The sequence below is a fragment of the Polaribacter vadi genome (assembly GCF_001761365.1).
GTDB classification, from domain to species: Bacteria; Bacteroidota; Bacteroidia; order Flavobacteriales; family Flavobacteriaceae; genus Polaribacter; species Polaribacter vadi.
In genome coordinates this window covers 792,005-816,520 of record NZ_CP017477.1, presented here as the reverse complement: position 1 = coordinate 816,520, position 24,516 = coordinate 792,005, and the positions used below count along the sequence as shown (strand labels likewise).

The following is a 24,516-nucleotide window of genomic DNA, read 5'->3' as shown; positions in this document are numbered from 1 at the left end:
AAAATCGTTAATTCCAATTCTTTAATAACTTAACTTTGATATATGGGCAAGAAAATGTTTGTTCTTATTGTAGTTTTAATGAGCGTTTCCCTGATGGGAATTATCGCTGTTCAGCTCTATTGGATTAACAATGCTGTAGAAAGTAAAAATGAGCAATTTACCAATGATGTTCAAAAATCTCTAGGTAGTGTTGCAGAGAGAATCAACGAAAAAGAAGAAAGTCAACTTAATAGTCAGATACAAGATATTATTAACGAGAAAGCTTCTGCAGACAATGCACAAATTAAGAATTTTTTAATTCAACAAATTGATACAACAAACAATAGAAAAATAACTTTTGGAACGACAGTTTTAGAAGAGAATTTTGAAATTCCGTTAGATTTTTTAGATAATGAAAGTATTATTTATACGAGAGTATATAGTAAAAAAGATTTTTCTCAAACAAGTATCATAAAAGGAGTTGATGATTTATTTAAACCTATAGAAGAAAAACGTTTTTCTTTTACAAGCAGATCAAAAAAAGTAGAGGAAGCTTTATTTGCTGATGCTATGGATGTTTATAAAAAATATTATCCTATAAATCAACGAGTAAATAATAGAGAGTTAAATGAAACGATAAAAGAGGAATTACAAAAGCGAAATATAAATTTAGATTTTAAGTATGGTGTTTATGGAAGTGATGGCTTAGCAACCAAAATAAAATCTGGTTATTATACACTTAATACAAAAGAGAGTTATCCTTATCCATTATTTATGGATGAATATAATGTTCCAGAATATATTTTACATGTAACGTTTCCAACAAAAAATAAGCATATTTTATCAGGTATTTCTGGTATCTTACTATTATCCTTATTTTTTATATTGATAATTATTATCGCATTTTCAAGTTCTTTATATCAATTGATAAAACAGAAGAAAATTTCAGAAATTAAAACTGATTTTATCAATAACATGACACATGAATTTAAAACACCAATTGCTACCATTAATTTAGCAATCGATTCTATTAAGAATCCAAAAATTATTAATGATACAGAAAAAGTAATTCGTTATGTAAATATGATTCGTGACGAAAATAAAAGAATGCACAAGCAAGTAGAAAATGTTTTGCGTATTTCTAAATTAGAAAAAAATCAATTAGACATCAGTACAGAGATTATAGATATTCATGAAGTTATAGAAGATGCAATTAATCATGTTAGCCTTTTAATCGATGATAAAAAAGGAACTGTTAATACACATTTTCAAGCAATTACATCAGAAATAAATGGAAACGAATTTCATTTAACAAACGTTTTGGTGAATATTTTAGAAAATGGAATAAAATACACGCAAGGAGCACCAAAAATTGATGTATATACAGAAAGTGCCAATAAATTTTTTATTATCAAAATAAAAGATGAAGGAATAGGAATGAGTAAAAGTGTTCAAAAACAGGTCTTTGATAAATTTTACAGAGAGCAAAAAGGAAACGTACATGACGTAAAAGGGCATGGTTTAGGTTTGGCTTATGTAAAAGAAATTGTAGAAAAACATCATGGAACAGTTTTTGTAGAAAGTGAAAAAGGAGAAGGAAGCATATTCACAGTAAAATTACCTTTAATTTAAAATTATAAAAATGGGAAGTAAAAAAATATTATTAGTTGAAGACGATCCAAATTTCGGAACTGTTTTAAAAGATTATTTAGCGTTAAATGATTATAATGTAACACACGCAAAAGACGGTATAGAAGGTTTAATCATGTTTAAAAACAGCGATTATGACTTATGTATTTTAGATGTTATGATGCCAAGAAAAGATGGTTTTTCTTTAGCACAAGACATTAGAGTTACCAATAAAGAAGTGCCAATTATTTTCTTAACAGCAAAAACATTAAAAGAAGATGTTTTAAAAGGATATGCTGTTGGTGCAGATGATTATTTAAACAAACCTTTCGATTCTGAAGTGTTATTGCATAAAATTAAAGCGATTTTACAACGCAAAGAATCTGATAAATCTGCTGAATCAGAGCAGTTCGAATTTAAAATTGGTAATTTTTTCTTCAATTCTAAATTGCGTCATTTATCTATTGGTGAAGATGGTGAACCAAATAAATTGTCGCCAAAAGAAAGCAAATTGTTACGCATGTTAGCAATTCATAAAAACGATTTAATGCCAAGAGAATTAGCACTTACAAAAATCTGGAGAGATGATAACTACTTTACTTCTAGAAGTATGGATGTTTACATCGCAAAATTACGTAAGTATTTAAAAGACGATGATTTGGTGGAGATTTTAAATATTCATGGAGAAGGTTTTAGATTGGTAGATAAATCTTAAAAAGTAAAACTTCCTATAATAAAAACTCAATTTGTATTTCAGGTTGAGTTTTTGTAATTTTATATGATGGCAGAATTTATAAAAATTTATAACGAAAATCCTAATCAGAAAGCAATTGATAAAATTGTAAAGGTTTTAAAAAACGATGGTGTAATTATTTATCCTACAGATACTGTTTACGGTTTAGGGTGTGATATTAACAGCAACAAGGCCTTAGAAAGAATTGCTTTGATGAAAGGAGTAAAATTAGAGAAAGCAAAATTTTCTTTTATTTGCGATAGTTTAAGCCATTTATCAGATTATGTAAAGCAAATCGATTCTCCTACATTTAAAATATTAAAACGAGCTTTACCTGGTCCTTACACATTTATTTTGCCAGGAAGTAATAATTTACCGAAAGTTTTTAAGAAGAAGAAGACAGTCGGAATTCGTATTCCTGATAGCAATATTGTAAAAGCAATTGTTTCTTCTTTAGGCAACCCAATCGTTTCTACTTCGATTAGAGATGATGATGATGTTTTAGAATATACTACAGATCCAGAATTAATTTTCGAGAAATGGGAGAATTTGGTAGATTTAGTTGTTGATGGTGGTTATGGAGATAATTACGCATCTACAATTATCGATTTAACTGGAGATGAACCAGAAGTTGTTAGAGAAGGAAAAGGAAGTTTAGAGATACTTTAATTCAAAGTTTAGGGTTCAAGTTCAAAAGTTGTCAATTTGAGTGATTTTTGATTTTTTAGAAAATTGTATCGAGGATTAATTAAAATCAAAAATTTTACATTTTTTCCTCTTTTATTGGAAGTTACCCTAACTTTGAACTAAAAATTTTGAATTTTAAATCTATTACTTTAGATCTTCAAATTTTTTTCTACCCAAAAAGAAATATTGCCAAACAATGCTTGTATGTAAGTTATAGTCTTGTTTTTTCTGAAGTTTTCTACGTTTTCCTAAAAATTTAAAAAAGTTCTTATAAAAACTTAAATGCGCTTTAAGAATCGACCAAGTATGGATTGGCCTTAATTCAATCAAGAATTTAATTCCTGCAATTCCGTCTAAAATTAATCGAGAAAATACAACAAACAAGAACCATTTTTTAGGCACATTTTTCACTATATTTAATAAACTATTTCGAAAGTTTAAATATGTTTTATGAGGATTTGTTTCTTGTAAAGTAGCTCCACCAATATGAAAAACTGTTGACATACCTACATATTTAACCTTATAACCAATGTTTTGAGTTCGCCAGCACAAATCAATTTCTTCTTGATGTGCAAAATAATCTTCATCAAAACCATTTAGTTGATGATAAACTTGAGAGCGAATAAAAAAACAAGCTCCAGAAGCCCAAAAAATTTCAGAAATATCGTTAAATTGATTGTTATCTTTTTCAAGGTGATTAAAAACGCGTCCTCTACAATAAGGATATCCATATAAATCTACAAAACCACCTGCAGCACCTGCATATTCAAACTTAGTTTGATCTTTATAATCTAAAATTTTTGGTTGAATGATGGCTGTTTTTTCATCACTTTTAAAAACATCTATAATAGGAGAAAGCCAATTTTCGGTAACTTCAACATCAGAATTAATTAAGCAATAAATATCGGCATTAATCGACTGTAAAGCATCATTATACCCTTTTGCATAACCACCATTTACAACATTTTGAACAATTTTTACAGCAGGATAAAACTCTTTTATATAATTGATAGAACTATCTGTAGAAGCATTGTCAGCTACATAAATTTCGGCTTCATTAGCGCTAAAATTTACGATTGATGGCAAAAACTGTTCAAGTAGTTTTTGACCATTCCAATTTAATATGACAATTGCTGTTTTCAAGTTTGCGAATTTACATTTTAAAAACTGTTTTATAACTAAAGTTTTCTTAATTATAAGCTGGTATTTCTTTCAAGAAAATATAGGTTTCTTTTTCAAAATCCATTTTGCAGTAAAAATGATCTAAACCATTGGTAACAATTAAATAATTGGCTTTTAGTTTTAGATTGTATCGTGCAATTTGATCGAAAGTAGCTTGAGTAATTTTTATTTGTGGTGCTTTACATTCTACAATAATATCAGGATTTCCATCAGTATTAAAAACTAAAATATCAGTTCTTTTTTTTCTGTTGTTGATTGTTAATTGCTTTTCAATGGCGATTAAAGAAACAGGATATTTTTTTTCATCAATTAAAAACTGCACAAAATGCTGACGAACCCATTCTTCTGGAGTTAAAACAAAATATTTTTTTCGAAAATTATCAAAAATAAGCGTCTTATTTTCGCTACTTTTGAGTTTGAATTTATAGTTGGGTAGATTGAGTTTTTGCATTCGATAAATGTATAAAAAATTACTTTCAGATATTTATTTTCAGACAAAGTATTCATTAGAATAATTAATTAGCAAGAGTTTCCTTTCCTTTGGAAAGGAGTAAGGATAGGCTTATGAACGAGATAAGAACCATTGTTTCAGATATTAAAAAAGGCGATATAAAACCCATTTATTTTTTAATGGGAGAAGAACCTTATTATATAGATAAAATATCTGATTATATAGAAAAAACGGTTTTAGATGAAGCTGAAAAAGGCTTCAATCAGCAAATTATGTATGGTAGAGATGCAAGTGTAGAAGATATTGTTGCTTCTGCAAAACGTTACCCAATGATGGCTGAAAGGCAGGTTTTAATTATTAAAGAAGCTCAGGATTTAAGCAGAACTATCGAAAAACTGGTTTCTTATGCGCAAAATCCACAGCCAACTACAGTTTTGGTTATCAACTATAAATACAAAAAGTTAGATAAACGTAAAAAACTACACAAAGCCATTGCAAAATCGGGTTTAATTTTCGAGAGTAAAAAATTATATGACAATCAAGTTTCAGATTGGATTAGAAGAGTTTTAAGTGGAAAAAAATATCAAATAGAACCAAAAGCTGCTCATATGTTAGTGGAGTTTTTGGGAACTGATTTAAGCAAAATAGCAAATGAATTGGATAAGTTAATGTTGATTCTACCAGTAGAAACCATCATTAATGATAAACATATTGAAGAGAATATTGGAATTTCTAAAGACTTTAATAATTTTGAATTGCAAAAAGCAGTTGGCACAAAAGACATTAAGAAGGCCAATAGAATTATCAATTATTTTGTGGAAAACCCAAAAAATAACCCAACAGTAATGACGATTTCATTATTGAATAGTTTCTTTACAAAATTGTTGTTATTTCATGGTTTGGAAAATAAATCTAAAGATGCTGTTTCTAAATCTTTGGGGGTTGGTTTTTATTTTATTGATGATTATTTTACGGCTGCCAGAAATTATCCTATGAGAAAAGTTGCACAAGTAATTGCCTTTTTAAGAGATGCAGATGTGAAAAGCAAAGGAGTAGGAGCAAGCCAAACTCAAAGAGATATTCTAAAAGAATTACTATTTAAAATTTTACATTAATATGAAAAACATTTTCACAAAAGAAATTACTGAAGAAGTTGTTGCTAGAATTGAGGATTTAACTTCTCAAACTCAACCAATTTGGGGTAAAATGTCTGTGGCACAAATGTTAGCATATTGCTGTGTAACCTATGAAATGGTCTATACAGATAAGCATCCAAGACCAAATGCTTTTGTAAGATTTTTGATGAAAACTTTAATTAAAAATATTGTAACTTCAGAGAAAGCCTATGTTAAAAATGGTAGAACTGCAAAACAATTTGTTATAACAGATAGCAAGAATTTTGAAACATAAAAAAAGCGATTAATCGATTTTATTACAAAAACTCAACAATTAGGAGAGCAAGAATTTGAAGGAAAAGAATCTCACTCGTTTGGAAAGCTAACAGCAAAAGAATGGAATAATTTATTCTACAAACATGTAGATCATCATTTAAGACAATTTGGAGTTTAACACTTTTAGCTTAAACAATTTTATAGATTTACTATAATACATCTATTTTCTTTCCAAAAAATCTTGATAAGAATGCTGTGTAATAGACTTTCCTAAAGAATCTAGTTTTTGAGAATTTTTACCTTCATATAAAATCGGTTTTTGACTTACGTAATCATAAAGATAAAATCCATTTTTATTTTTTATTCCAAAACCCTTATTGAAACTGTAATAAGCATATTGATCATCTGAAGTATTAAAAATATTTTTACCAAAATCAAAGTCATCTTTATCGCCATTTAATAAATCTAATAAAGTATAAGAAAAATCTACTTGGCTAGAAAAATTATTAACTTCTTTGATATTTGAATTTACAGCTCCTCCAAGCCATAACATAGGAATTCTAAATTTTTTAGGTGAAAAATAAGGCCCTTCATGCTTTGGAGAACTATGTCCATGATCTGACATAATTACAATTAACGTATTTTTATACCATTCTTGCTTTTTGGCAAAATTGATAAAATCGCCAATAACACTATCTGTGTAAAAATGTGCACTTCTAAATTGATTATCATGCGTTTCTTTTCCAAATTTATACTCGCCTTTTATTTCGTAAGGTTCATGGCTCGTTAATGTTAATGCAATTTTAAAAAAAGGGTCTTGTTGTTGGGTTGATAAATCATCTGCAAAACGTTTCATAAAAACATCATCATAAGCGCCCCATTTTGAGTTCCAATCTTTTTTATCAAATTGACTTCCATCTATAATTTCTGAAATTCCTGCATTTCGTAAATACGTATTCATATTGCCAAAATTTAAATCTCCACCATAATAAAAAGACGTTTTGTAACCTAATTCTGCCATCTTTTTTGGCAACATTGGTAAGCTTCTGGTTTTGTTTGGCATTCGCATAATTCTCTTTACAGGTTGTGGGTAATAGCCACTTAAAACAGCAGGAATTCCTTTATCTGTTCTATCGCCATTTGCATAGAAATTTGTGAATAATAAACCCTCTTTAGAAAGTCGGTTTAAGTTGGGAGTAACATTTGGTTCACCTCCTAAAGAGCCCACGATTTTTGCAGGTAAACTTTCCCAAAGAATTAAAATAACATTAGGTTTTGTGGTTGTTAAAATAGAATCTGTATCTGCAAGTAAAAGGTTGTTTTTTGTTTTGTTGATGATTTTTAAGGCTGTTTCATCCTCAAAATATTTATAAGGATTTGTGCCATCTGTTTTATGCGTAAGTGTGTTAGAAAAATTCCACATAAAATTAATGGCTGCGTGATTTGCAAACATCGATTCAGAAAAATAAACGTTGCTTTGGTTTACAGGCACAATTTGAAAACCACCTCTTACAGGAATAATCAAAAAAGCTGTCATCAACAAAAAAAAAGGAAGATGTAACCAATTTCTAAAACTGATTTTATCGCTATTTTTTTGATGAATTTTTTTGAAAATTTGAATAAAAAAGAACGAAATTAAAATCCAAGCAAAAATACCAGAAACCAACTGAAAAGTTGATGTTGAAGAAATCATTAATTCTGGTGTATTTAAATAAGGAAGCAAAGAAGTGTCTAAACGAACGCCCCAAGCTTGGTATAAACCAGCATCAATGAGTAATAATAAACTTATAAAAGTGATGATAATAAAAGTGTACCATTTTATGATTTTTAAAATGATTTTTGGGTTGATAATCACAGAAAACATGATTAATAAATAAGGAATTGTCGATAAATACGCAGCAAAAGAAGCATCTAATCGCAAACCATATAAAAATGTTTTTCCTATTGTTGATGCTTCTAATTCTTGAGTTTTATCAACATAATACATCAGAAAAAAGAAACGCGCAAAAACGAAATAAACGACCCAAAATAGAAAGTAATAAATATTATATAAAAATCTGTTTTTAAAGGTTTTCAAATTGTTTTAGTTTAATTGATTTATCAAAAGTCTTTATCAAAGAGAATTAAAGTTAGTTGGTAATAAAAAACTCTCTAAGAGCGTTATTCTGTAACTTTTAAGCGTGCTTTAGCAGTAACATCAGCATTCGCAAAATCGTTATTTAAAAATTTTAAATAGCCAGTAATTGCAATCATTGCTGCATTATCTGTAGTATATTCAAATTTTGGAATGTAGGTTTTCCAGCCAAAATGTTTTTCAGCTAATTGTAAGCGATTTCTAATTTCTGAATTTGCAGAAACGCCACCAGCAATTGCAATTTGTTTAATGCCTGTTTTTTTAACTGCATTTTTTAACTTATTCATCAAAATTTCAATAATTGTAAACTGAATTGATGCGCAAATATCGTTCAGGTTTTCTTCAACAAAATTAGGATTTATTCTTTGCTGCTTTTGAATAAAATATAAAATACCTGTTTTTAAACCACTGAAACTAAAATCTAAATCGCCCACTTTTGGTTTGGTAAATTTATAAGCTTTTGGGTTTCCTAGTTTCGCATATTTATCTATAAAAGGACCTCCAGGATAAGGCAATCCTAAAATTTTGGCAGATTTATCAAAAGCTTCACCAACAGCATCATCAATTGTTTCACCTAAAATTTCCATTTCAAAATGATTGATAACTTTTACAATTTGTGTATGTCCACCACTTATTGTTAAACAAATAAATGGGAATGTTGGTATTTTACTTTCATCATCTTTAATAAAATGTGCCAAAATGTGCGCTTGCATATGGTTTACATCCAACAAAGGAATTTGCAAACCCAAAGCCAAAGATTTTGCGAAAGAGGTTCCCACTAAAAGTGAACCCATTAAACCTGGGCCTTTTGTAAAAGCAATTCCAGCCAATTGTTCTTTGGTTACATTGGCTTGCTCCAAAGCTTGTTGCACTACAGGAACAATATTTTGTTGATGTGCTCTCGAAGCTAATTCTGGCACAACTCCACCATATTTTGAGTGAACTTCTTGATTTGCAACAACGTTACTTAGCACTTTGGCATCGCAAATTACAGATGCACTTGTATCATCACAAGAAGATTCTATTCCTAAAATATAAACAGGTTTTTTCATCAAAAATTAGTTAAAGTGTTGCAAAATTAAGGATTAATTTATGCACCTCTCCATTTTTTAAGAATAGAAATTTAATTCTTTGTTAAAATTGCACGTTCTTTGTACTAAATGGTACTTTTTTTGAGTATAATTACTTAAATTTTACAAGCACTTTAAAAGCAGCAAATATCAAAATAATTGGAAAGAAAATACTGAAATTCTTAGGGTACTTTATCCTCTTTTTACTATTGATGAGTATAGTGCTTTCTATTCCTGCTGTACAAACAAAAATTGGGAAACATTACACAGATAAAATTAACGAAGATTTTGGAACCAATTTATCGATTAAAAAGATTGATTTATCTTTTTTAGGAAGTGTAAATTTAAAAGGAGTTGAAATTAAAGATCATCATAAAGATACCATGATTTATGTTGAGAAATTAACAACATCGATCATAAATGCCAAAAGAATTTTAGACAAAGAGGTTTTTTTGAATGATATTTATCTTGATGGCGCCTATTATTACATGAAAACCTATAAAGGCGAAGAAGATGATAATATGGGCGTTTTTATTGATTCTTTTGATGATGGATCTCCTAAAGATTCGCTAAATCCTTTTATTTTAAAAACATCTAATGTTTACGTAAATAACCTCAATTTTAGATTAACAAATGCCAATAAAGCAGATTCTGTAAACTATGCAGCAAAAAATGCTGGTGGAAATTTACAAGATTTATCGATTGTTGGTTCAAATTTTTCGAGCAATATTAGAGGTTTGTATTTTAATGATAAATATGGTTTGGATGTAACCAATTTAACTACAGATTTTTCGTATTCTGAAACTGCAATGCATTTTAAAAATACCACTTTACAGACCGAAAACACCAACATAAAAGCAGATATCGATTTTTTGTATAAGAAAGAAGATTTATCAGATTTTAACAATAAAGTTCAAATTAAAGCACGTTTTAATGAGAGTGAAGTTGCTGTGCAAGATGTTAAAAACTTTTATAATGAATTGAGTGGAAATGATATTTTAAGCTTAGAAGGAAACTTAAATGGAACTATCAATAACTTTGAGCTAAAGAATTTAATATCATCCTCAGAAAAAGGGTTAAAAATACAAGGAGATTTATTCTTCGTAAATGCTGTAAGTAGAGAGAGAGGTTTTGTTTTTGAAGGAGATTTGGCTAATTTAACAGCCACTTATAGAGAATTAAAAAATATTTTACCAAACGTTTTGGGTAATAATTTGCCAACCGAATTTGGCAAACTAGGAAAATTCAATTTAAATGGACAAGTAAAAGTTACTCCAGATCAAATTCAAACAAATATTACTGTAAATTCTGTAATTGGTACCCTAAAAACAGATTTGCAAATAGCGAATATCGAAAATATAGATTACGCAAAATATGATGGAAAAATTCAATTGAAAAATTTTAATATCGGTAATTTTTTCAACGATCCATTATTTGGTAAAATTTCTTTAAAAGGTGATGTAAATGGAAGTGGTTTTAAATTAGAAAATATTAGTACTTCTTTTATTGGTAAGGTTTCAGAGTTTCAATTTAAAGAATATAGTTACAAAAATATTGATGCAAATGGGCAATATCAAAATAATAAATTCGATGGAGAATTAACGATTGATGATGAGAACTTTAAGATGAAGTTTAATGGTTTAGCAGACTTATCATCAGAAGTTTATGAATTCGATTTTAAGTCAGATATTGATTATTTAAATTTAAAAGAAACCAACCTATTTACAAGAGATAGTATTGCTCATTTAAAAGGTTCTTTTGAGTTAGATATTGAAGGTAACACACTTGATGATATTGTTGGAAACGCCATTTTTAAAGATGTTTTTTATACCAATCAAAAACAGGAATTTAGTTTTAAACAATTTACGGTTTCATCTTCGGTAAAAGATAGTATTAAGAGAATCGATTTAGAATCAGAAGATATTGCAAAAGGGTATGTAACTGGTAAGTTTACGTTTTCTGAAGTTGCTAAAGTTGCACAAAATGCGTTAGGAAGTATTTATACCAATTATCAACCTTATGAAGTTGCTCCAAACCAGTTTTTAGATTTTAATTTTACAGTATATAATCAAATTGTAAATGTATTTTTTCCTGATATTTATATTGATGATAACACCAAATTGAAAGGCAAGATAGAGTCTAACAAAAATCAACTTAGGTTTACATTTTCATCACCAAGAATAGATGCTTATGGCAATGAGTTTAAAGAAATTTTATTGAGGACAGATAATCAAAATCCACTGTATAATTCTCATTTAACAGCTGCAGAAGTAAATACTAAATTCTATAATATTTCTAAACTAAATCTTTTAAATAGAACAGAAAATGATACGCTTTATTTTAAATCGGAATTTGATGGAGGTTTACAAAACAATGAGAATTTTAATTTAGATTTCTATTATACCATCAATAAAGAAAATAAAAATGTTTTAGGTTTTGAAAAATCTACTTTCGTCATAAAAAATACTGCATGGAGTATTAATCCTGATGAAGAATATACAGATAAAATTACCTTCGATTTAAAAAACAATGAGTTTGATTTTAGTCAGTTTAAACTAATATCTGGTCAGCAAAAAATTGAATTTAAAGGAAGTTTAAAAGGAGATAGCGAAAAAATGCTACTTGCAAATTTAACCAAAGTTAAACTACAAAGTTTTTTACCAGAAATAGATAGTTTGGCTTTAAAAGGCAGGGTTTCTGGGAATGTAGATTTTGTTCAAAAAGGAACTGTTTATAGTCCAGAAGCTAATTTAATTATCAGTAATTTTGAAGTTAACAACTTTAAACAAGGAGAATTAGCCATAAATATTGCAGGAGATAATTCCTACGAAAAATACAATGTAGATTTATCAATCAATAATGAAAATGTAAAAAGTATTGCAGCAACTGGTGTTTTAGATTTTTCAAATAAACGACCGATTATAGATATTGGCGTTTATTTAGAAGATTATAATTTGCAAGCATTTAGTCCTTTAGGGCAAGATGTAATTTCGTCTTTAAGAGGTAGTGTTTCTGGTGATTTCTTTTTGAGAGGTTTTCTAAGAAACCCAGATATGGAAGGTGTTTTAAGATTGAAAAATGCAGGTTTAAAATTCCCTTATTTAAATGTAGATTTTGATTTTGAGGGAGAATCCATCATTTCTCTAGAGCAACAATCTTTTATTTTAGAAGATATCAAATTAGTAGATACTAAATACAATTCTACAGGAAGATTGTTTGGAAATATTACGCATCAAAATTTTGAACAATGGTTTTTAGATTTAGAAATCGATACCGAAAATTTGGTGGCATTAGATACAAAAAATACAGAAGAAGCTACCTATTATGGAACTGCATTTATGAAAGGTTCTGTTGCAATTTCGGGTTTAACAGATCAATTAACCATCGATATTAATGCCACAACAAATCCTAGAACAAAATTTGTTGTACCTTTAAAAGATGTGGAAACTGTAGATAGTTTTCGTTTAATCTATTTTAAATCTGATAAAATAAAAGTAGAAGATAAGCAAAGAGAATTAGCACAAGAAGCTTTAAAAGGATTAACATTAAACATCGATTTAGAAGTTACTAAAGATGCAGAAGCACAAGTTGTAATTGATGAAGTAAACGGAAGCCAATTAACAGGAAGAGGAGCTGGAAACTTACAAATTAGAATTGATACAAGAGGTAAATTTAATATGTATGGAGATTACAGAATTGATACTGGGGTATACGATTTTAAATATGGAGGCATTATTAATAAACCTTTTATAATACAAAAAGGAGGAACAGTTTCTTGGATTGGAAATCCTTATGAAGCAAATTTAGATGTTACTGCCATTTACAAAGCAAAAGCTAATCCAGGAGTTTTATTACAAAATTTTAACTCAAATAGAAGAGAGGAAATAGATTTGGTAACAAGAATTACAGGAGATTTATTTAACTCAAAACAGGAGTTAGATATTCAGCTTACAAATGTAGATCCAACAATTGCAAGTGAGTTAGAGTTTGTTTTAAATGATAATAATGTGAACGAGAAAACCACTCAATTTATATCCTTATTAGCATTTAATACATTTAGAAATCCAGATAAAGTAGATTTTGATGTGAATAATACTTTAACAGGAACTGCTTCAAGTGCACTTGCAGGCGCTTTTTCTAATTTATTAAACAATCCAGATAGTAAGTTTCAATTGGGGTTAGATTATCAACAAGGAGAAAGAGGAAATGATATAGATCGTTTAAATATCGATAATCAAGTAGATGTTTCTGTAAGCACACAAGTTAGTGATCGAGTTATTATAAATGGAAAAGTTGGTGTTCCTGTGGGTGCACAAACACAATCGAGTGTTGTTGGTGAAGTTAAAGTTGAAATTCTTTTAAATACCGAAGGAAATTTTAGAGGCATAATTTTTAACAGACAAAACGAAATTCAATACTCACAACAAGAAGAAGGTTACACGCAAGGAGTTGGTTTATCTTATCAAGTAAACTTTAATACTTTATCTGGCTTACTTACAAGAATTGGCCTAAAGAAAGAGGCGAAAATCAAAGAGGCAAAAAATAAGGAGAAAAAAAACGAGGAAAAGGATTCTTTGATATCAAAAGTAAACTCTTTAATAAATTTTGAAGGAAATTAGAACCTTTAATTTTTAACAGTATATTCACTAAAAACGAAATGGTTTTCGTACTTAAATTTGTATTTTTCCTTTTAAAATTAAGGGGTTAAAGGCTATATCGATTTCGTAATTTAATTATTTTAAACCACTTAAAAGATTTATTTTTACATCATAATATATGGAGAAAATTAAAAAAATAGGCGTAATGACTTCTGGAGGAGATTCCCCAGGAATGAACGCAGCAATAAGATCTGTTGTAAGAACTTGTGCATATTATAAAATAGAATGTGCAGGAATTTACAGAGGTTATGAAGGGATGATAGAAGGCGATTTTATCGAATTAAATGCACGTAGTGTAAAAGGGATTATTAACAAAGGAGGTACTTTTTTAAAGTCTGCGAGGTCTAAACAATTTATGACCAAAGAAGGAAGACAAAAAGCTTATGATGCCTTAAAAGCAGCAAATATAGATGCTTTGGTTGTTATTGGTGGAGATGGAACTTTTACAGGTGCTTTGATTTTTAATAAAGAATTCGGTTTCCCAATCATGGGAATTCCTGGAACCATAGATAATGATATTGCTGGTACTACACATACTTTAGGGTATGATACAGCTTTAAACAATGCAGTAGAAGTTATCGATAAAATTAGAGATACAGCATCCTCTCATAACAGATTGTTTTTTGTTGAAGTAATGGGAAGAGATGTGGGACATATTGCATTAAACGTTGGTGTTGGAGCAGGAGCAGAAGAAATTCTAATACCTGAAGAAGATTTAGGTTTAGAGCGTTTGTTAGAATCTTTAAAGAGAAGTAAAGAATCTGGAAAATCGTCGAGTATTGTAATTGTTGCAGAAGGTGATAAAACAGGTAAAAACGTATTTGAATTAAAAGATTACGTAAACGAACATTTACCAGAATACGATGTTCGAGTATCGGTTTTAGGACACATGCAAAGAGGTGGTTCACCTTCTTGTTTCGATAGAGTTTTGGCAAGTAGAATGGGGGTAAAAGCAGTAGAATCTTTATTGGATGGTAAATCGAACTTAATGGTTGGTTTAATTAACGATAAAATAGCTGTAACTCCTTTAAGTAAAGCCATAAAAGGACAATCAAAGATAAATAAAGAATTAATTCGTGTGTCAGATATAATGACCACATAATATTTAAAATTAAGTAATAATGATAAAAGTAGGAATTAACGGATTTGGAAGAATAGGAAGATTAGCATTTAGATCTTCAGTTTTAAGAGATAACGTTCAAGTAGTAGCAATAAACGATTTATTAGATGTAGATTATTTAGCATATATGTTAAAATACGATTCAGTTCATGGTCAATTTGATGGAACTGTTGAAGTAAAAGATGGTAAATTAGTTGTTAATGGAAACGAAATTAGAATTACTGCAGAAAGAGATCCAGCAAATTTAAAGTGGAATGAAGTTGATGCAGATTACGTAATTGAATCTACAGGTTTTTTCTTAACAGAAGAAACTGCTGGAAAGCACTTATTAGCAGGAGCTAAAAAAGTTGTTTTATCTGCACCATCTAAAGATCATACACCAATGTTTGTTATGGGTGTAAATAATAAAGAATTAAAAGCAGATCAAAAGATTTTTTCTAACGCATCTTGTACAACAAACTGTTTAGCACCAATAACAAAAGTTTTAAATGATAACTTTGGTATTGTTGAAGGTTTAATGACAACTGTACACGCTGCAACTGCAACACAAAATACTGTTGATGGACCTTCTGTAAAAGATTGGAGAGGTGGACGTTCTGCAATTGGTAACGTAATTCCTTCTTCTACTGGAGCTGCAAAAGCAGTAGGAAAAGTAATTCCTGCAATGAATGGTAAATTAACAGGTATGGCTTTTAGAATACCAACTATGGATGTTTCTGTGGTAGATTTAACTGTAAAGTTAGAAAAATCAGCAACGTATGAAGAAATTTGTGCAGCAATGAAAACAGCTTCAGAAAGCGAAGAAATGAAAGGTATTTTAGGTTATACTGAAGATTTAGTAGTTTCTCAAGATTTTGTTGGTGATACAAGAACTTCAATTTTTGATGCTAAAGCTGGTATTGCTTTAAATGATAATTTTGTAAAAGTTATTTCTTGGTATGATAATGAAATGGGATATTCAACTAAAATAGTTGACTTAATTGAATATGCTGCTACTTTATAGTAACAACAATTTCATATAAATATAAAAACCTGATAGAATTAATTTTCTATCAGGTTTTTTATTGTTTGTTTAATTTCAAAGTTTTCATTTTCACTAAAAACTAAAAACTAAAAACTAAAAACTAAAAACTAAAAACTACTTCACAGCAATCATACTAATTTCTACGTTTACAAATTTTGGTAAGTTTGCAACTTCAACAGTTTCTCTTGCAGGCGCAGTTTCTTCATTAAAATAAGAACCATAAACCGTATTTATTTTAGCAAACTGATTCATATCAGCAATAAAAATAGATGATTTTATAACATCTTCAAAAGTCATATCAGCAGCAGCTAAAACTTCTTTCATATTTTCCATTACTTGTGTTGTTTCAGCTTCAATAGAATCTAAAACCAATTCTCCAGTTGCTGGGTTAATTGCTATTTGTCCAGAAGTATATAATGTATTTCCGCTTAAAATTGCTTGGTTATAAGGCCCAATAGGAGCAGGTGCTTTTGTAGTTGATATTATTTTTTTCATTTATATAAGTTTCAAAATGTTTAGGATTATTCTTTTTAAATAGATTTCTTTTTTTTTAATTTAACTTCAAACTTCAAACTTCAAACTTCAAACTTCAAACTTCAAACTTCAAACTTCAAACTTCAAACTTCCAACTAGAACAATCTATCTGGTGGTTTATTTTTATCCCACTTTAAGTCTGCTAGAGTAGATGATTTTACACCAATAAAAAAGGTATAAGAGGACTGTGAACCAAAAGGAACCCAGTTAAAATTAAATTGCCAGCTATCTAAATCTCTTGTAAAGTTAAATCTTGAGAAAGAAAAAGCACCATTTTTAACATCATAACCAGAAGAATAACCAACTTTCCATTTTGGTGATAAATCCACATTACCACTAAAACCTAAAGTGTGCACACCAACAGTTCCTGGAATTAAACCATTGTTAGAGTAAGTTGCAGCATATACTAAGTTTACAGTCCAAGGAATTTTACCTTTATATAAATCTGTTTTTTTAGTTCCACCTCCAATATCTCTTGAATCTTGTCTTCCTTGTCTGTCTGTTGGGTCTATATCTGCACCCATTGTATCTGGAGGATTATTGTTTCCATTAGCATTGTTATTCTTATTTTCATTGTCTTTGTTACTTTTATCAAAGTCGGAACTAGAAATTGAATAGTTAGCTGTTAAATTAGCATTTGATAATCTAAAAATTCCAGGGTTAAACTTATCAATTCTCCTACCATTTTCATTTACCTGATAAGGATCTAAAGAACCAGTGAAGTTTAAGGCTAATTTATCTTTAAAAAGTCTTGTTCCAGCACTAAAGGTAACATTAGACCATCGTAAACTATCTGCAGCAATATTATAAGAAGTATTAAAATTTAAATTATTTAAAATCATTATTTTTTCATCTTCCTCATCACTATCAGGATCTTTAGGTGCCATTTTTGCCTCTAAAACATTGTTTAAAGAAAGCCCAATAGAATTGCTTAAACCTCCAGATGGAGATCCATAAATACCTTGATCAAAAACAGTATAATCTATAACATCTAAAGGGTTTGCAGTTTGTTGAACTTGCTCAAGATAATTATCTTTAAAATCTGGTCTGTAAGAATAAGAAACTGTAGGTCTAATAGTATGCCTTATGGCTTTTAATCTCCCTTTTTTAAAGTTGAAAGTTCCATAGATATTAGTAGACAAACTAACGCCCATATTATATTCTCTATACGATTTAAAGCCTCTTAAAGTATCTGTAATAATCACATTATTAGTTTCATCATATTTTTTATCAATATAATCAAACTGCCAAGTTTCCTCATAATTTACACTTGGTGATAATGTAAAATATTTAAATGCTTTAATATTGGTATTGGTACTAGTTTTATGTTGAATACCAGATCTTGCTGTTTCAAACATTTTACTGGTAAAAAACTCATCATCTGTAGTGTTAATTAAATATTGACCTTGCATATTATAATTAAAACCTAATTTTTGAATTGGATTCTTTTTTACACCATCTTTTCCTGCAAATGGGTAAACTCTATTCATATTTAAAGTTAACGATGGTAAGGTCATTATTATACTTTCCGTATTTGTATTTTGTTGATGAGAAGCTGTAACAGCCATATTAAAAGGTGTTCCAACAAATGTTTTACTATAATTAACAGAAGAGTTAAAAGTGTTATTTTGATTTTGATTCAGGTTAAACTGATTTAAAGATTCTCTAAAAAATCGGCTACTTCCTAAATTCACAGAGGCAGAAAATCTCGAATTAGGACTTGCTTTAGAATCCTGACTATGATTCCATCTTATATTAAAATTACTTCTTTTATCAAAATCATCAAAACCTCGAATTCCGTTAATTATGTTTTCATAATTAAAACTAAAAGTACCATTAAACCTATAACGTTTATTATAATTAGAATTAGTTCTTAAACCCCAACTTCCATTTGCCCAAGCATCTCCAGTTAAAGTTAAATCTACATAATCGTTAATTGCAAAATAATAACCACCATTTTGCAAACCAACACCTCTGGTGCTACTTCCTGTATCAAAAGCAGGAATTAAAAATCCAGAAACACTAGTTTCTGTCATTGGAAAATAAGCAAAAGGTAAAAAAAGAGGAGTTGGCACATCTGCCAAAACTAAATTACTTAGACCAACAATAATTTTTTTTCCAGGAACTAATTTTGCTTTATCTGTACTAATATAATAATCTGGAACCTCTTTTTCTGAGGTTGTAAATCTTATTTTTCGAATATAAATAGTAGAATCATTTACCTGCTTTGTTTTCTCTCCATAGGTAAACATTTCTCCTTGTTTGGTTTTTAAACCATAAATTAATGCTCGTTTACTTTTAAAGTTATAAAGAATGGAATCCTGTTCAGATTCTTGTCCACCTTGTTTAAAAACAGGTCTTTGCACATAGCCTGTGCTATCTTTTATTCCTTTAGCAAATAGCGTGTTTTTTTTATAATCAATAATAATAATCCCTGATTTTAAATCGATATCTGTATAGGTAATATTCGCCTCATTATATAAAGTTACGGTTTTTTCTTTCGCATTTTGTATGGTATAATCTTGGGCAATATGCGTAATGATATCATCAATACTTTCCTTCGGTTTTATAGAATCGTTTACAATTGAGTCTTTATTTTTTAGAAGTATGCTGTCTTTTTTTAAAATGATGCTATCTTTTTTGATAGTTACTAAAGAATCTTTCTTCTGTAAATTTATGTAATCTCTTTGCACAGAGGAGATTACAATTTTTTCTGTCGTTTTTATATCTTGTGCAAAACTAATCTTTATAAAAAAGATACAACAAAATAAAAGTAGGTATGATAGGTTTGATTGCAATGCTATATATGCTATTTTTGTATAAAAGTAAAAGTATGGCTCAATAATTGAAACACAAAATTAATGATGCCAAAATTAGTTAAATTTTATTGATGAACTTTTCACAAACTAACAAAATTAATACCAAATTTAAAAAACTTGTTTTTTTAACATTTTCGCTTGTCTTTTTATTTGCAGGATTTACCATAAATGCGCAAAAAAAATACACGATTGTAATTGATGCAGGTCATGGAGGTAAAGATCCTGGGAATTTAGGAAACGGATATAAAGAAAAAAATATTGCGTTAAAGGTTGCTTTAAGTGTTGGGAACGAATTAAAGAAAAATAAAGATATTAAAGTTCTTTATACAAGAGACAAAGATGTTTTTATAGATTTATGGAAAAGAGGAGATGTTGCCAATAGTGCAAAAGCAGATTTGTTTGTATCTATTCATTGCGATTCTCATACGTCTAATGCATATGGAGCAGGAACTTTTGTTTTAGGGTTAAGAGGGAACAAAAAAAATCTAGAAATTGCCAAAAGAGAAAACTCTAGTATTCTTTTAGAAGATAATTTTAAGGATAGGTATGTAGGTTTTGATGCGAATTCAGTAGAGTCAGTAGTTGGATTATCACTTTTACAAGAAGAAAATTTAGATAAAAGTTTAGAAATTGCAAGTCTTATACAGAATAACTTTACTTTTAAATTAAAAAGAAATGATCGAAAAGTAAAACAAGATAATTTTCAAGTTTTAAGAGAAACTATTATGCCAAGTGTTTTGGTAGAATTAGGTTTTTTAACAAACAAAAATGAAGGTAGATATTTAAATTCTAAAAAAGGGCAATTGCAAATGAGTAAATCAATTGCAGATGCTATTGAAAATTATGTTAGCAATTTAAAAATAAATACTGTTATCGATAAAATTTCTGAAAAAGATATAGTTGAAACCTCTAAGAATGATGTTGAATTTAAGGTGCAATTAGCATCTGGAAGAAATAAAATTGAAACAAAATCTTATAATTTTAAAGGATTAACAAATGTTGAAAGAGTAAAGGTAGGGTCTTATTATAAATACTATTATGGTGTAACTTCCTCATACAAAGATGTTATAGCGTCGTTAAGTATTGCTAAAAAGAAAGGCTATACATCTGCCTTTGTTGTAGCTTTTAAAAATGGTGAAAAAATATCTGTAAAAGAAGTGAATAAAATGCCTTAAATTTGCCAGTATCAAACAAAAATATTCAGTAATATTGTTATCAAATTTCTATGTATGTCTAAAGAATTAAAAACAGGAATTATAGTTGTTTTAATAGTTGTAACCTTCGTTTGGGGGTTCAATTTTTTAAAAGGGCATGACTTGTTAGATGGTAAAGCACGAAAATTCCAAGTGGAATATTCTAAAATTGGTGGTCTTAACAGAGCAAGTTCAGTAACTTTAAACGGTTTAAAAGTTGGCCAGGTTAATGAAATAGAGTTTAATACAACTCCAGAAAAAAGAGGTGAATTAATTGTTACTTTTTCAGTTGAAAACGATTTTCAATTCTCTAGAAAAAGTGTTGTTAGAATTTATTCTCCTAATCCATTAGCAGCTTCAAGTTTGGCTATTATTCCTAGTTACGAAGGTGAAATGGCTGTTTCAGGAGATACACTTGAAGGTAAAATTGAAGAAAGTTTATTTACTTCTATTGGAGAAAGATTAGATCCTCTACAAGATAAACTAGAAAAAGTTATTGTAAGAGCAGATACTTTATTTAGTGGTGTAAATAGAATATTAAATGATGAAACTATTGATGGAGTAAATGGTTCTATTAGCAACATAGCAGCCATTATTGCAGATTTAAGAGAAACTGTAAGAAAGGTGAATTTGCTTGTTGTTGATAATCAAGATAATCTTAAAGTAACACTTCAGAATACTAAAAATATTACAGGAAATTTAAGTAAAATTTCTGATAGTTTAACAACCGTTAACATCAATAATATTGTTAAAAAAGCAGAAAACGCTGTAGATAATTTTAATAATTTATCAGAAAAAATGAACTCCAATTCTGGTTCTATTGGTAAATTAATTAATGACGAGGAGTTGTATCGTAATATTGAAGCTGCAACCAAAGAATTAGAAGAGCTATTAAGAGATTTAAAATTAAATCCAAAACGATATGTTCATTTTTCTTTATTTGGCAAAAAACCAAAAGAATATTCGCCTGCAGAAAATCAATTGCAAGAATTAAAGGAATTAAAAGAACAAATTGAAGAGTTAAAACAATAGTATTTTAAAAAACAACTATGCAATATTTGCCAAATATACTTTTTGCGATCATTTTAGCTGTTGGTATTGGTTTTTTTGTGATGAATGTCAGGAAATTATCAAGAAATATCAAATTAGGGAAAGACGTAGACAGAACAGACAATAAATCTGAACGCCTAAAAAATATGTTAATGATTGCCATTGGGCAATCTAAAATGGTAAAAAGACCTTTGTCAGGACTTCTTCATATCGTTGTTTATATTGGCTTTATAATTATAAATATAGAAGTTTTAGAAATTATTATTGATGGTTTACTAGGTACTCATAGAGTATTTCAAGGCATTATTGGCGATGGTTTTTACGCATTTTTAATTGGTACTTTCGAAATTTTAGCAGCATTAGTTTTTGTAGCTGTTATCATTTTTTGGTTACGAAGAAATGTTGCAAACATCAAACGTTTTTTAAATAGAGAATTAAAAGGATGGCCTAAAAATGATGCAAATTATATCATTTATTTTGAAATAGTTCTAATGTCGCTTTTTATAGTGATGAATGCAACAGACGTTCCATTTCAACAAGCAGGAATTGGAAATCCAATAAGTCAATTTGTGGCACCATTGTTCGATGGTTTTACACCAGAAACGATCCATACTGTAGAAAGAACTGCTTGGTGGCTTCATATTGGTGGTATTTTAATATTCTTAAATTACCTATATTATTCTAAACATTTACACATTTTATTAGCGTTTCCAAACACATATTTTGCAAATTTAAAACCAAAAGGACAATTCAATAATTTAGAATCGGTTACAAACGAAGTAAAATTAATGATGGATCCTGATGCAGATCCTTATGCAATGCCAGCTGAAGGTGAAGAAGAAGCTGTTCCAGAAAAATTTGGAGCAAGTGATGTTGCAGATTTAAGTTGGGTGCAGTTACTAAATGCATACACATGTACAGAATGTGGACGATGTACTTCTGCATGTCCTGCAAACTTAACTGGTAAAAAATTGTCTCCTCGTAAAATTATGATGGACACAAGAGACAGGCTAGAAGAAGTTGGTAGAAATATAGATGCAAATAAAGGTACTTTTGTAGATGATGGAAAACAACTTTTAAACGATTATATTTTAGAAGAGGAACTTTGGGCTTGTACAAGTTGTAATGCTTGTGTAGAAGAATGTCCTGTAAATATCGATCCATTATCAATCATTATGGATATGAGAAGATATTTAGTAATGGAAAAAAGTGCAGCTCCACAAGAATTAAATATGATGATGACCAACATCGAAAACAATGGTGCTCCTTGGGCTTACAATCAACAAGATAGGTTGAATTGGGCAAATGAAGAGTAAAAAAGAAGTTGGCAGTAATCAGTAACAGTTTGCAGTTAACCACTAAATAAATAAAATAGTTTACAGTTTTTAGTAAATGTTAGTTTTATTGATTTTGCTTTTTTGTAAAATTACTTTAAGAACCAACAAATATACAATTACACGTTTCAACAGTTAAACAATTAAACAACACGAAATGAACGTACCAAAAATGGCAGATATGATGGCTCAAGGAAAACAACCAGAAGTGTTGTTTTGGGTTGGTGCTGCAGGAAGTTATGATGATAGAGCAAAAAAAATAAGTAGAGCATTTGTAAAAATTTTACATCAAGCAAACGTAGATTTTGCAGTTTTAGGTGTGGAAGAATCATCTACTGGAGATGCTGCAAAAAGAGCAGGAAACGAGTTTTTGTTTCAAATGCAAGCCATGATGAATATCGAAGTTTTAAATGGTTATGAAGTCAAAAAAATCGTGACTTGCGATCCTCATTCTTTCAATACATTAAAAAACGAATATCCTTCTTTAGGAGGAAAATATGAAGTTTTTCATCATACGCAATTCATTCAAAATTTAATTTCAGAAGGTCGTTTAAAGATTGATGATACCAATTTAAAAGGAAAAAGAGTTACGTTTCACGATCCTTGTTATTTAGGTAGAGCTAATGAAGTGTATGAATCTCCAAGAGATTTAATTAGAAGATTAGGTGTAAATTTAACAGAAATGAAACGCAGTAAAGAAACAGCTTTATGTTGTGGAGCTGGAGGTGCACAAATGTTTAAAGATGCAGAAAAAGGTGATAAAGAAATAAATGTTTTAAGAACAGAGGAAGCTTTAAAAACCAATCCTCAAATAATTGCAACTGGTTGTCCTTATTGTAATACAATGATGACAGATGGTATAAAATTTAAAGAAAAAGAAGACAGTGTAATTGTAAGAGATATTGCAGAATTAATTGCTGAGGCAAATAATTTATAGATTTATGAAGATTGTAGGGGTTTTATGTTGTTTTTTATTAGTCAGTTTTTCTTGCTCAAAAAAGCAGAAAGACAGAAGAAACATGAATATTCCTGAACCAGAGTATCCAGAAATGATTCGTAAATCTGATAGTAATACTTTAACACAACTTCAAATTGACGAAGCAACAAAGCAAATAACCACAGAAACTTTAGAAGAAGTTCCTGAAGAAATTACTCAAAAAACTCCTACAGAAACTTTTAAAAACGCCTCGAAAGAAGCTATAAAAATAGAACAAAAAGAAACGGTTAAAGAAGCTCCTAAAGTAGAGAAAAAACAGGTTTCTAAAATAGAAGAAAAAAAAGTTTCTATTGATACATCAGGCCTTATTTATACAGTTCAAATAGCAGCTGTAGATCGTAAAAGTGAAAAATTTAGCGCTATTAATAATGTAATAACTTACAATGAAAACTCATTAGTAAAATATAGTTTAGGTGCTTTTAAAACTCTTAAAGAAGCTAATAAATATAGGTTACAAATAAATAAGAAATACAAAGGTGCATTTGTTAAAGCGTTAAGAAACAATGTGCCAGTTTCTATTAAATAAGTAGT

The 24,516-nt window shown here is 29.2% G+C and carries 19 protein-coding genes; 13 read left to right on the top strand and 6 right to left on the bottom strand.

Features of this window, described 5'->3' with window-relative positions; genetic code table 11:
* Positions 1-42 precede the first annotated feature (42 nt).
* From LPB03_RS03675 to LPB03_RS03665, 3 genes are all read left to right on the top strand, one after another.
* Positions 43-1,611, top strand: a complete 1,569-nt coding sequence (locus LPB03_RS03675) for a sensor histidine kinase (protein ID WP_065319221.1) — start codon at positions 43-45, stop codon at positions 1,609-1,611.
* 10 nt (positions 1,612-1,621) lie between these two features.
* The gene (locus tag LPB03_RS03670) at positions 1,622-2,323 is read left to right on the top strand and encodes a response regulator transcription factor (protein ID WP_083187149.1); all 702 of its coding nucleotides are present in this window, start codon (positions 1,622-1,624) and stop codon (positions 2,321-2,323) included.
* A 66-nt stretch (positions 2,324-2,389) separates the two neighbouring features.
* Complete coding sequence (locus tag LPB03_RS03665; RefSeq protein ID WP_065319393.1) at positions 2,390-3,010, top strand: L-threonylcarbamoyladenylate synthase; 621 nt, start codon at positions 2,390-2,392, stop codon at positions 3,008-3,010.
* A 162-nt stretch (positions 3,011-3,172) separates the two neighbouring features.
* On the opposite strand, the gene LPB03_RS03660 is transcribed toward LPB03_RS03665, so the two are convergent.
* Entirely contained in the window at positions 3,173-4,171 is a 999-nt protein-coding gene (locus LPB03_RS03660; RefSeq protein WP_065319223.1) for a glycosyltransferase family 2 protein, read from the bottom strand.
* 46 nt (positions 4,172-4,217) lie between these two features.
* Positions 4,218-4,661 carry a type I restriction enzyme HsdR N-terminal domain-containing protein gene (locus LPB03_RS03655; RefSeq protein ID WP_065319224.1) on the bottom strand — a complete coding sequence of 148 codons (444 nt, stop codon included), beginning with the start codon at positions 4,659-4,661 and terminating at the stop codon, positions 4,218-4,220.
* Between the two features lie 113 nt (positions 4,662-4,774).
* Between LPB03_RS03655 and holA the strand changes: the two genes are divergently transcribed.
* Together holA and LPB03_RS16940 are read left to right on the top strand one after the other, a co-directional pair.
* Positions 4,775-5,776 carry a DNA polymerase III subunit delta gene (gene holA, locus LPB03_RS03650; RefSeq protein WP_065319225.1) on the top strand — a complete coding sequence of 334 codons (1,002 nt, stop codon included), beginning with the start codon at positions 4,775-4,777 and terminating at the stop codon, positions 5,774-5,776.
* Position 5,777: 1 nt separating this feature from the next.
* Entirely contained in the window at positions 5,778-6,071 is a 294-nt protein-coding gene (locus tag LPB03_RS16940) for a hypothetical protein (RefSeq protein WP_317039007.1), read from the top strand.
* 201 nt (positions 6,072-6,272) lie between these two features.
* Here LPB03_RS16940 and LPB03_RS03640 read toward each other — a convergent pair whose 3' ends face one another.
* Positions 6,273-8,129 carry an LTA synthase family protein gene (locus LPB03_RS03640; protein ID WP_231953132.1) on the bottom strand — a complete coding sequence of 619 codons (1,857 nt, stop codon included), beginning with the start codon at positions 8,127-8,129 and terminating at the stop codon, positions 6,273-6,275.
* Positions 8,130-8,212: 83 nt separating this feature from the next.
* Positions 8,213-9,238, bottom strand: coding sequence for a tRNA (adenosine(37)-N6)-threonylcarbamoyltransferase complex transferase subunit TsaD (tsaD, locus tag LPB03_RS03635; protein WP_065319226.1), 1,026 nt, complete (start codon positions 9,236-9,238; stop codon positions 8,213-8,215).
* 230 nt (positions 9,239-9,468) lie between these two features.
* On the opposite strand from tsaD, the gene LPB03_RS03630 reads away from it, so the two are divergent.
* The 3 genes from LPB03_RS03630 to gap all read left to right on the top strand — a co-directional run bounded on the left by LPB03_RS03630 (position 9,469) and on the right by gap (position 16,037).
* Positions 9,469-13,875, top strand: coding sequence for a translocation/assembly module TamB domain-containing protein (locus LPB03_RS03630; RefSeq protein WP_083187155.1), 4,407 nt, complete (start codon positions 9,469-9,471; stop codon positions 13,873-13,875).
* Positions 13,876-14,032: 157 nt separating this feature from the next.
* Positions 14,033-15,016 carry a 6-phosphofructokinase gene (gene pfkA / locus LPB03_RS03625; protein ID WP_065319228.1) on the top strand — a complete coding sequence of 328 codons (984 nt, stop codon included), beginning with the start codon at positions 14,033-14,035 and terminating at the stop codon, positions 15,014-15,016.
* A gap of 19 nt (positions 15,017-15,035) precedes the next feature.
* Positions 15,036-16,037, top strand: a complete 1,002-nt coding sequence (gap, locus tag LPB03_RS03620) for a type I glyceraldehyde-3-phosphate dehydrogenase (protein WP_065319229.1) — start codon at positions 15,036-15,038, stop codon at positions 16,035-16,037.
* Between the two features lie 135 nt (positions 16,038-16,172).
* On the opposite strand, the gene LPB03_RS03615 is transcribed toward gap, so the two are convergent.
* Positions 16,173-16,553, bottom strand: coding sequence for a Rid family detoxifying hydrolase (locus tag LPB03_RS03615; RefSeq protein ID WP_065319230.1), 381 nt, complete (start codon positions 16,551-16,553; stop codon positions 16,173-16,175).
* A gap of 134 nt (positions 16,554-16,687) precedes the next feature.
* Positions 16,688-19,285, bottom strand: a complete 2,598-nt coding sequence (locus LPB03_RS03610) for a putative LPS assembly protein LptD (protein ID WP_231953131.1) — start codon at positions 19,283-19,285, stop codon at positions 16,688-16,690.
* Positions 19,286-19,482: 197 nt separating this feature from the next.
* Here LPB03_RS03610 and LPB03_RS03605 point away from each other — a divergent pair, with 197 nt between their 5' ends.
* The 5 genes from LPB03_RS03605 (at position 19,483) to LPB03_RS03585 (ending at position 24,511) form a co-directional block, all read left to right on the top strand.
* A complete protein-coding gene (locus tag LPB03_RS03605; protein WP_065319231.1) occupies positions 19,483-20,586 on the top strand; it encodes an N-acetylmuramoyl-L-alanine amidase family protein in 1,104 nt (367 codons plus the stop codon).
* A gap of 54 nt (positions 20,587-20,640) precedes the next feature.
* Positions 20,641-21,636: an MlaD family protein gene (locus tag LPB03_RS03600; RefSeq protein ID WP_065319232.1), complete on the top strand. Its 996-nt coding sequence runs from the start codon at positions 20,641-20,643 to the stop codon at positions 21,634-21,636.
* 17 nt (positions 21,637-21,653) lie between these two features.
* Positions 21,654-22,970 (top strand): 4Fe-4S dicluster domain-containing protein, encoded by a 1,317-nt coding sequence (locus LPB03_RS03595; protein WP_065319233.1) that lies wholly within the window; start codon positions 21,654-21,656, stop codon positions 22,968-22,970.
* A 175-nt stretch (positions 22,971-23,145) separates the two neighbouring features.
* On the top strand, positions 23,146-23,925 hold the full coding sequence (locus tag LPB03_RS03590; protein WP_065319234.1) for a (Fe-S)-binding protein: 780 nt from the start codon (positions 23,146-23,148) through the stop codon (positions 23,923-23,925).
* 4 nt (positions 23,926-23,929) lie between these two features.
* Complete coding sequence (locus tag LPB03_RS03585; protein ID WP_070239014.1) at positions 23,930-24,511, top strand: SPOR domain-containing protein; 582 nt, start codon at positions 23,930-23,932, stop codon at positions 24,509-24,511.
* Positions 24,512-24,516: the final 5 nt, after the last annotated feature.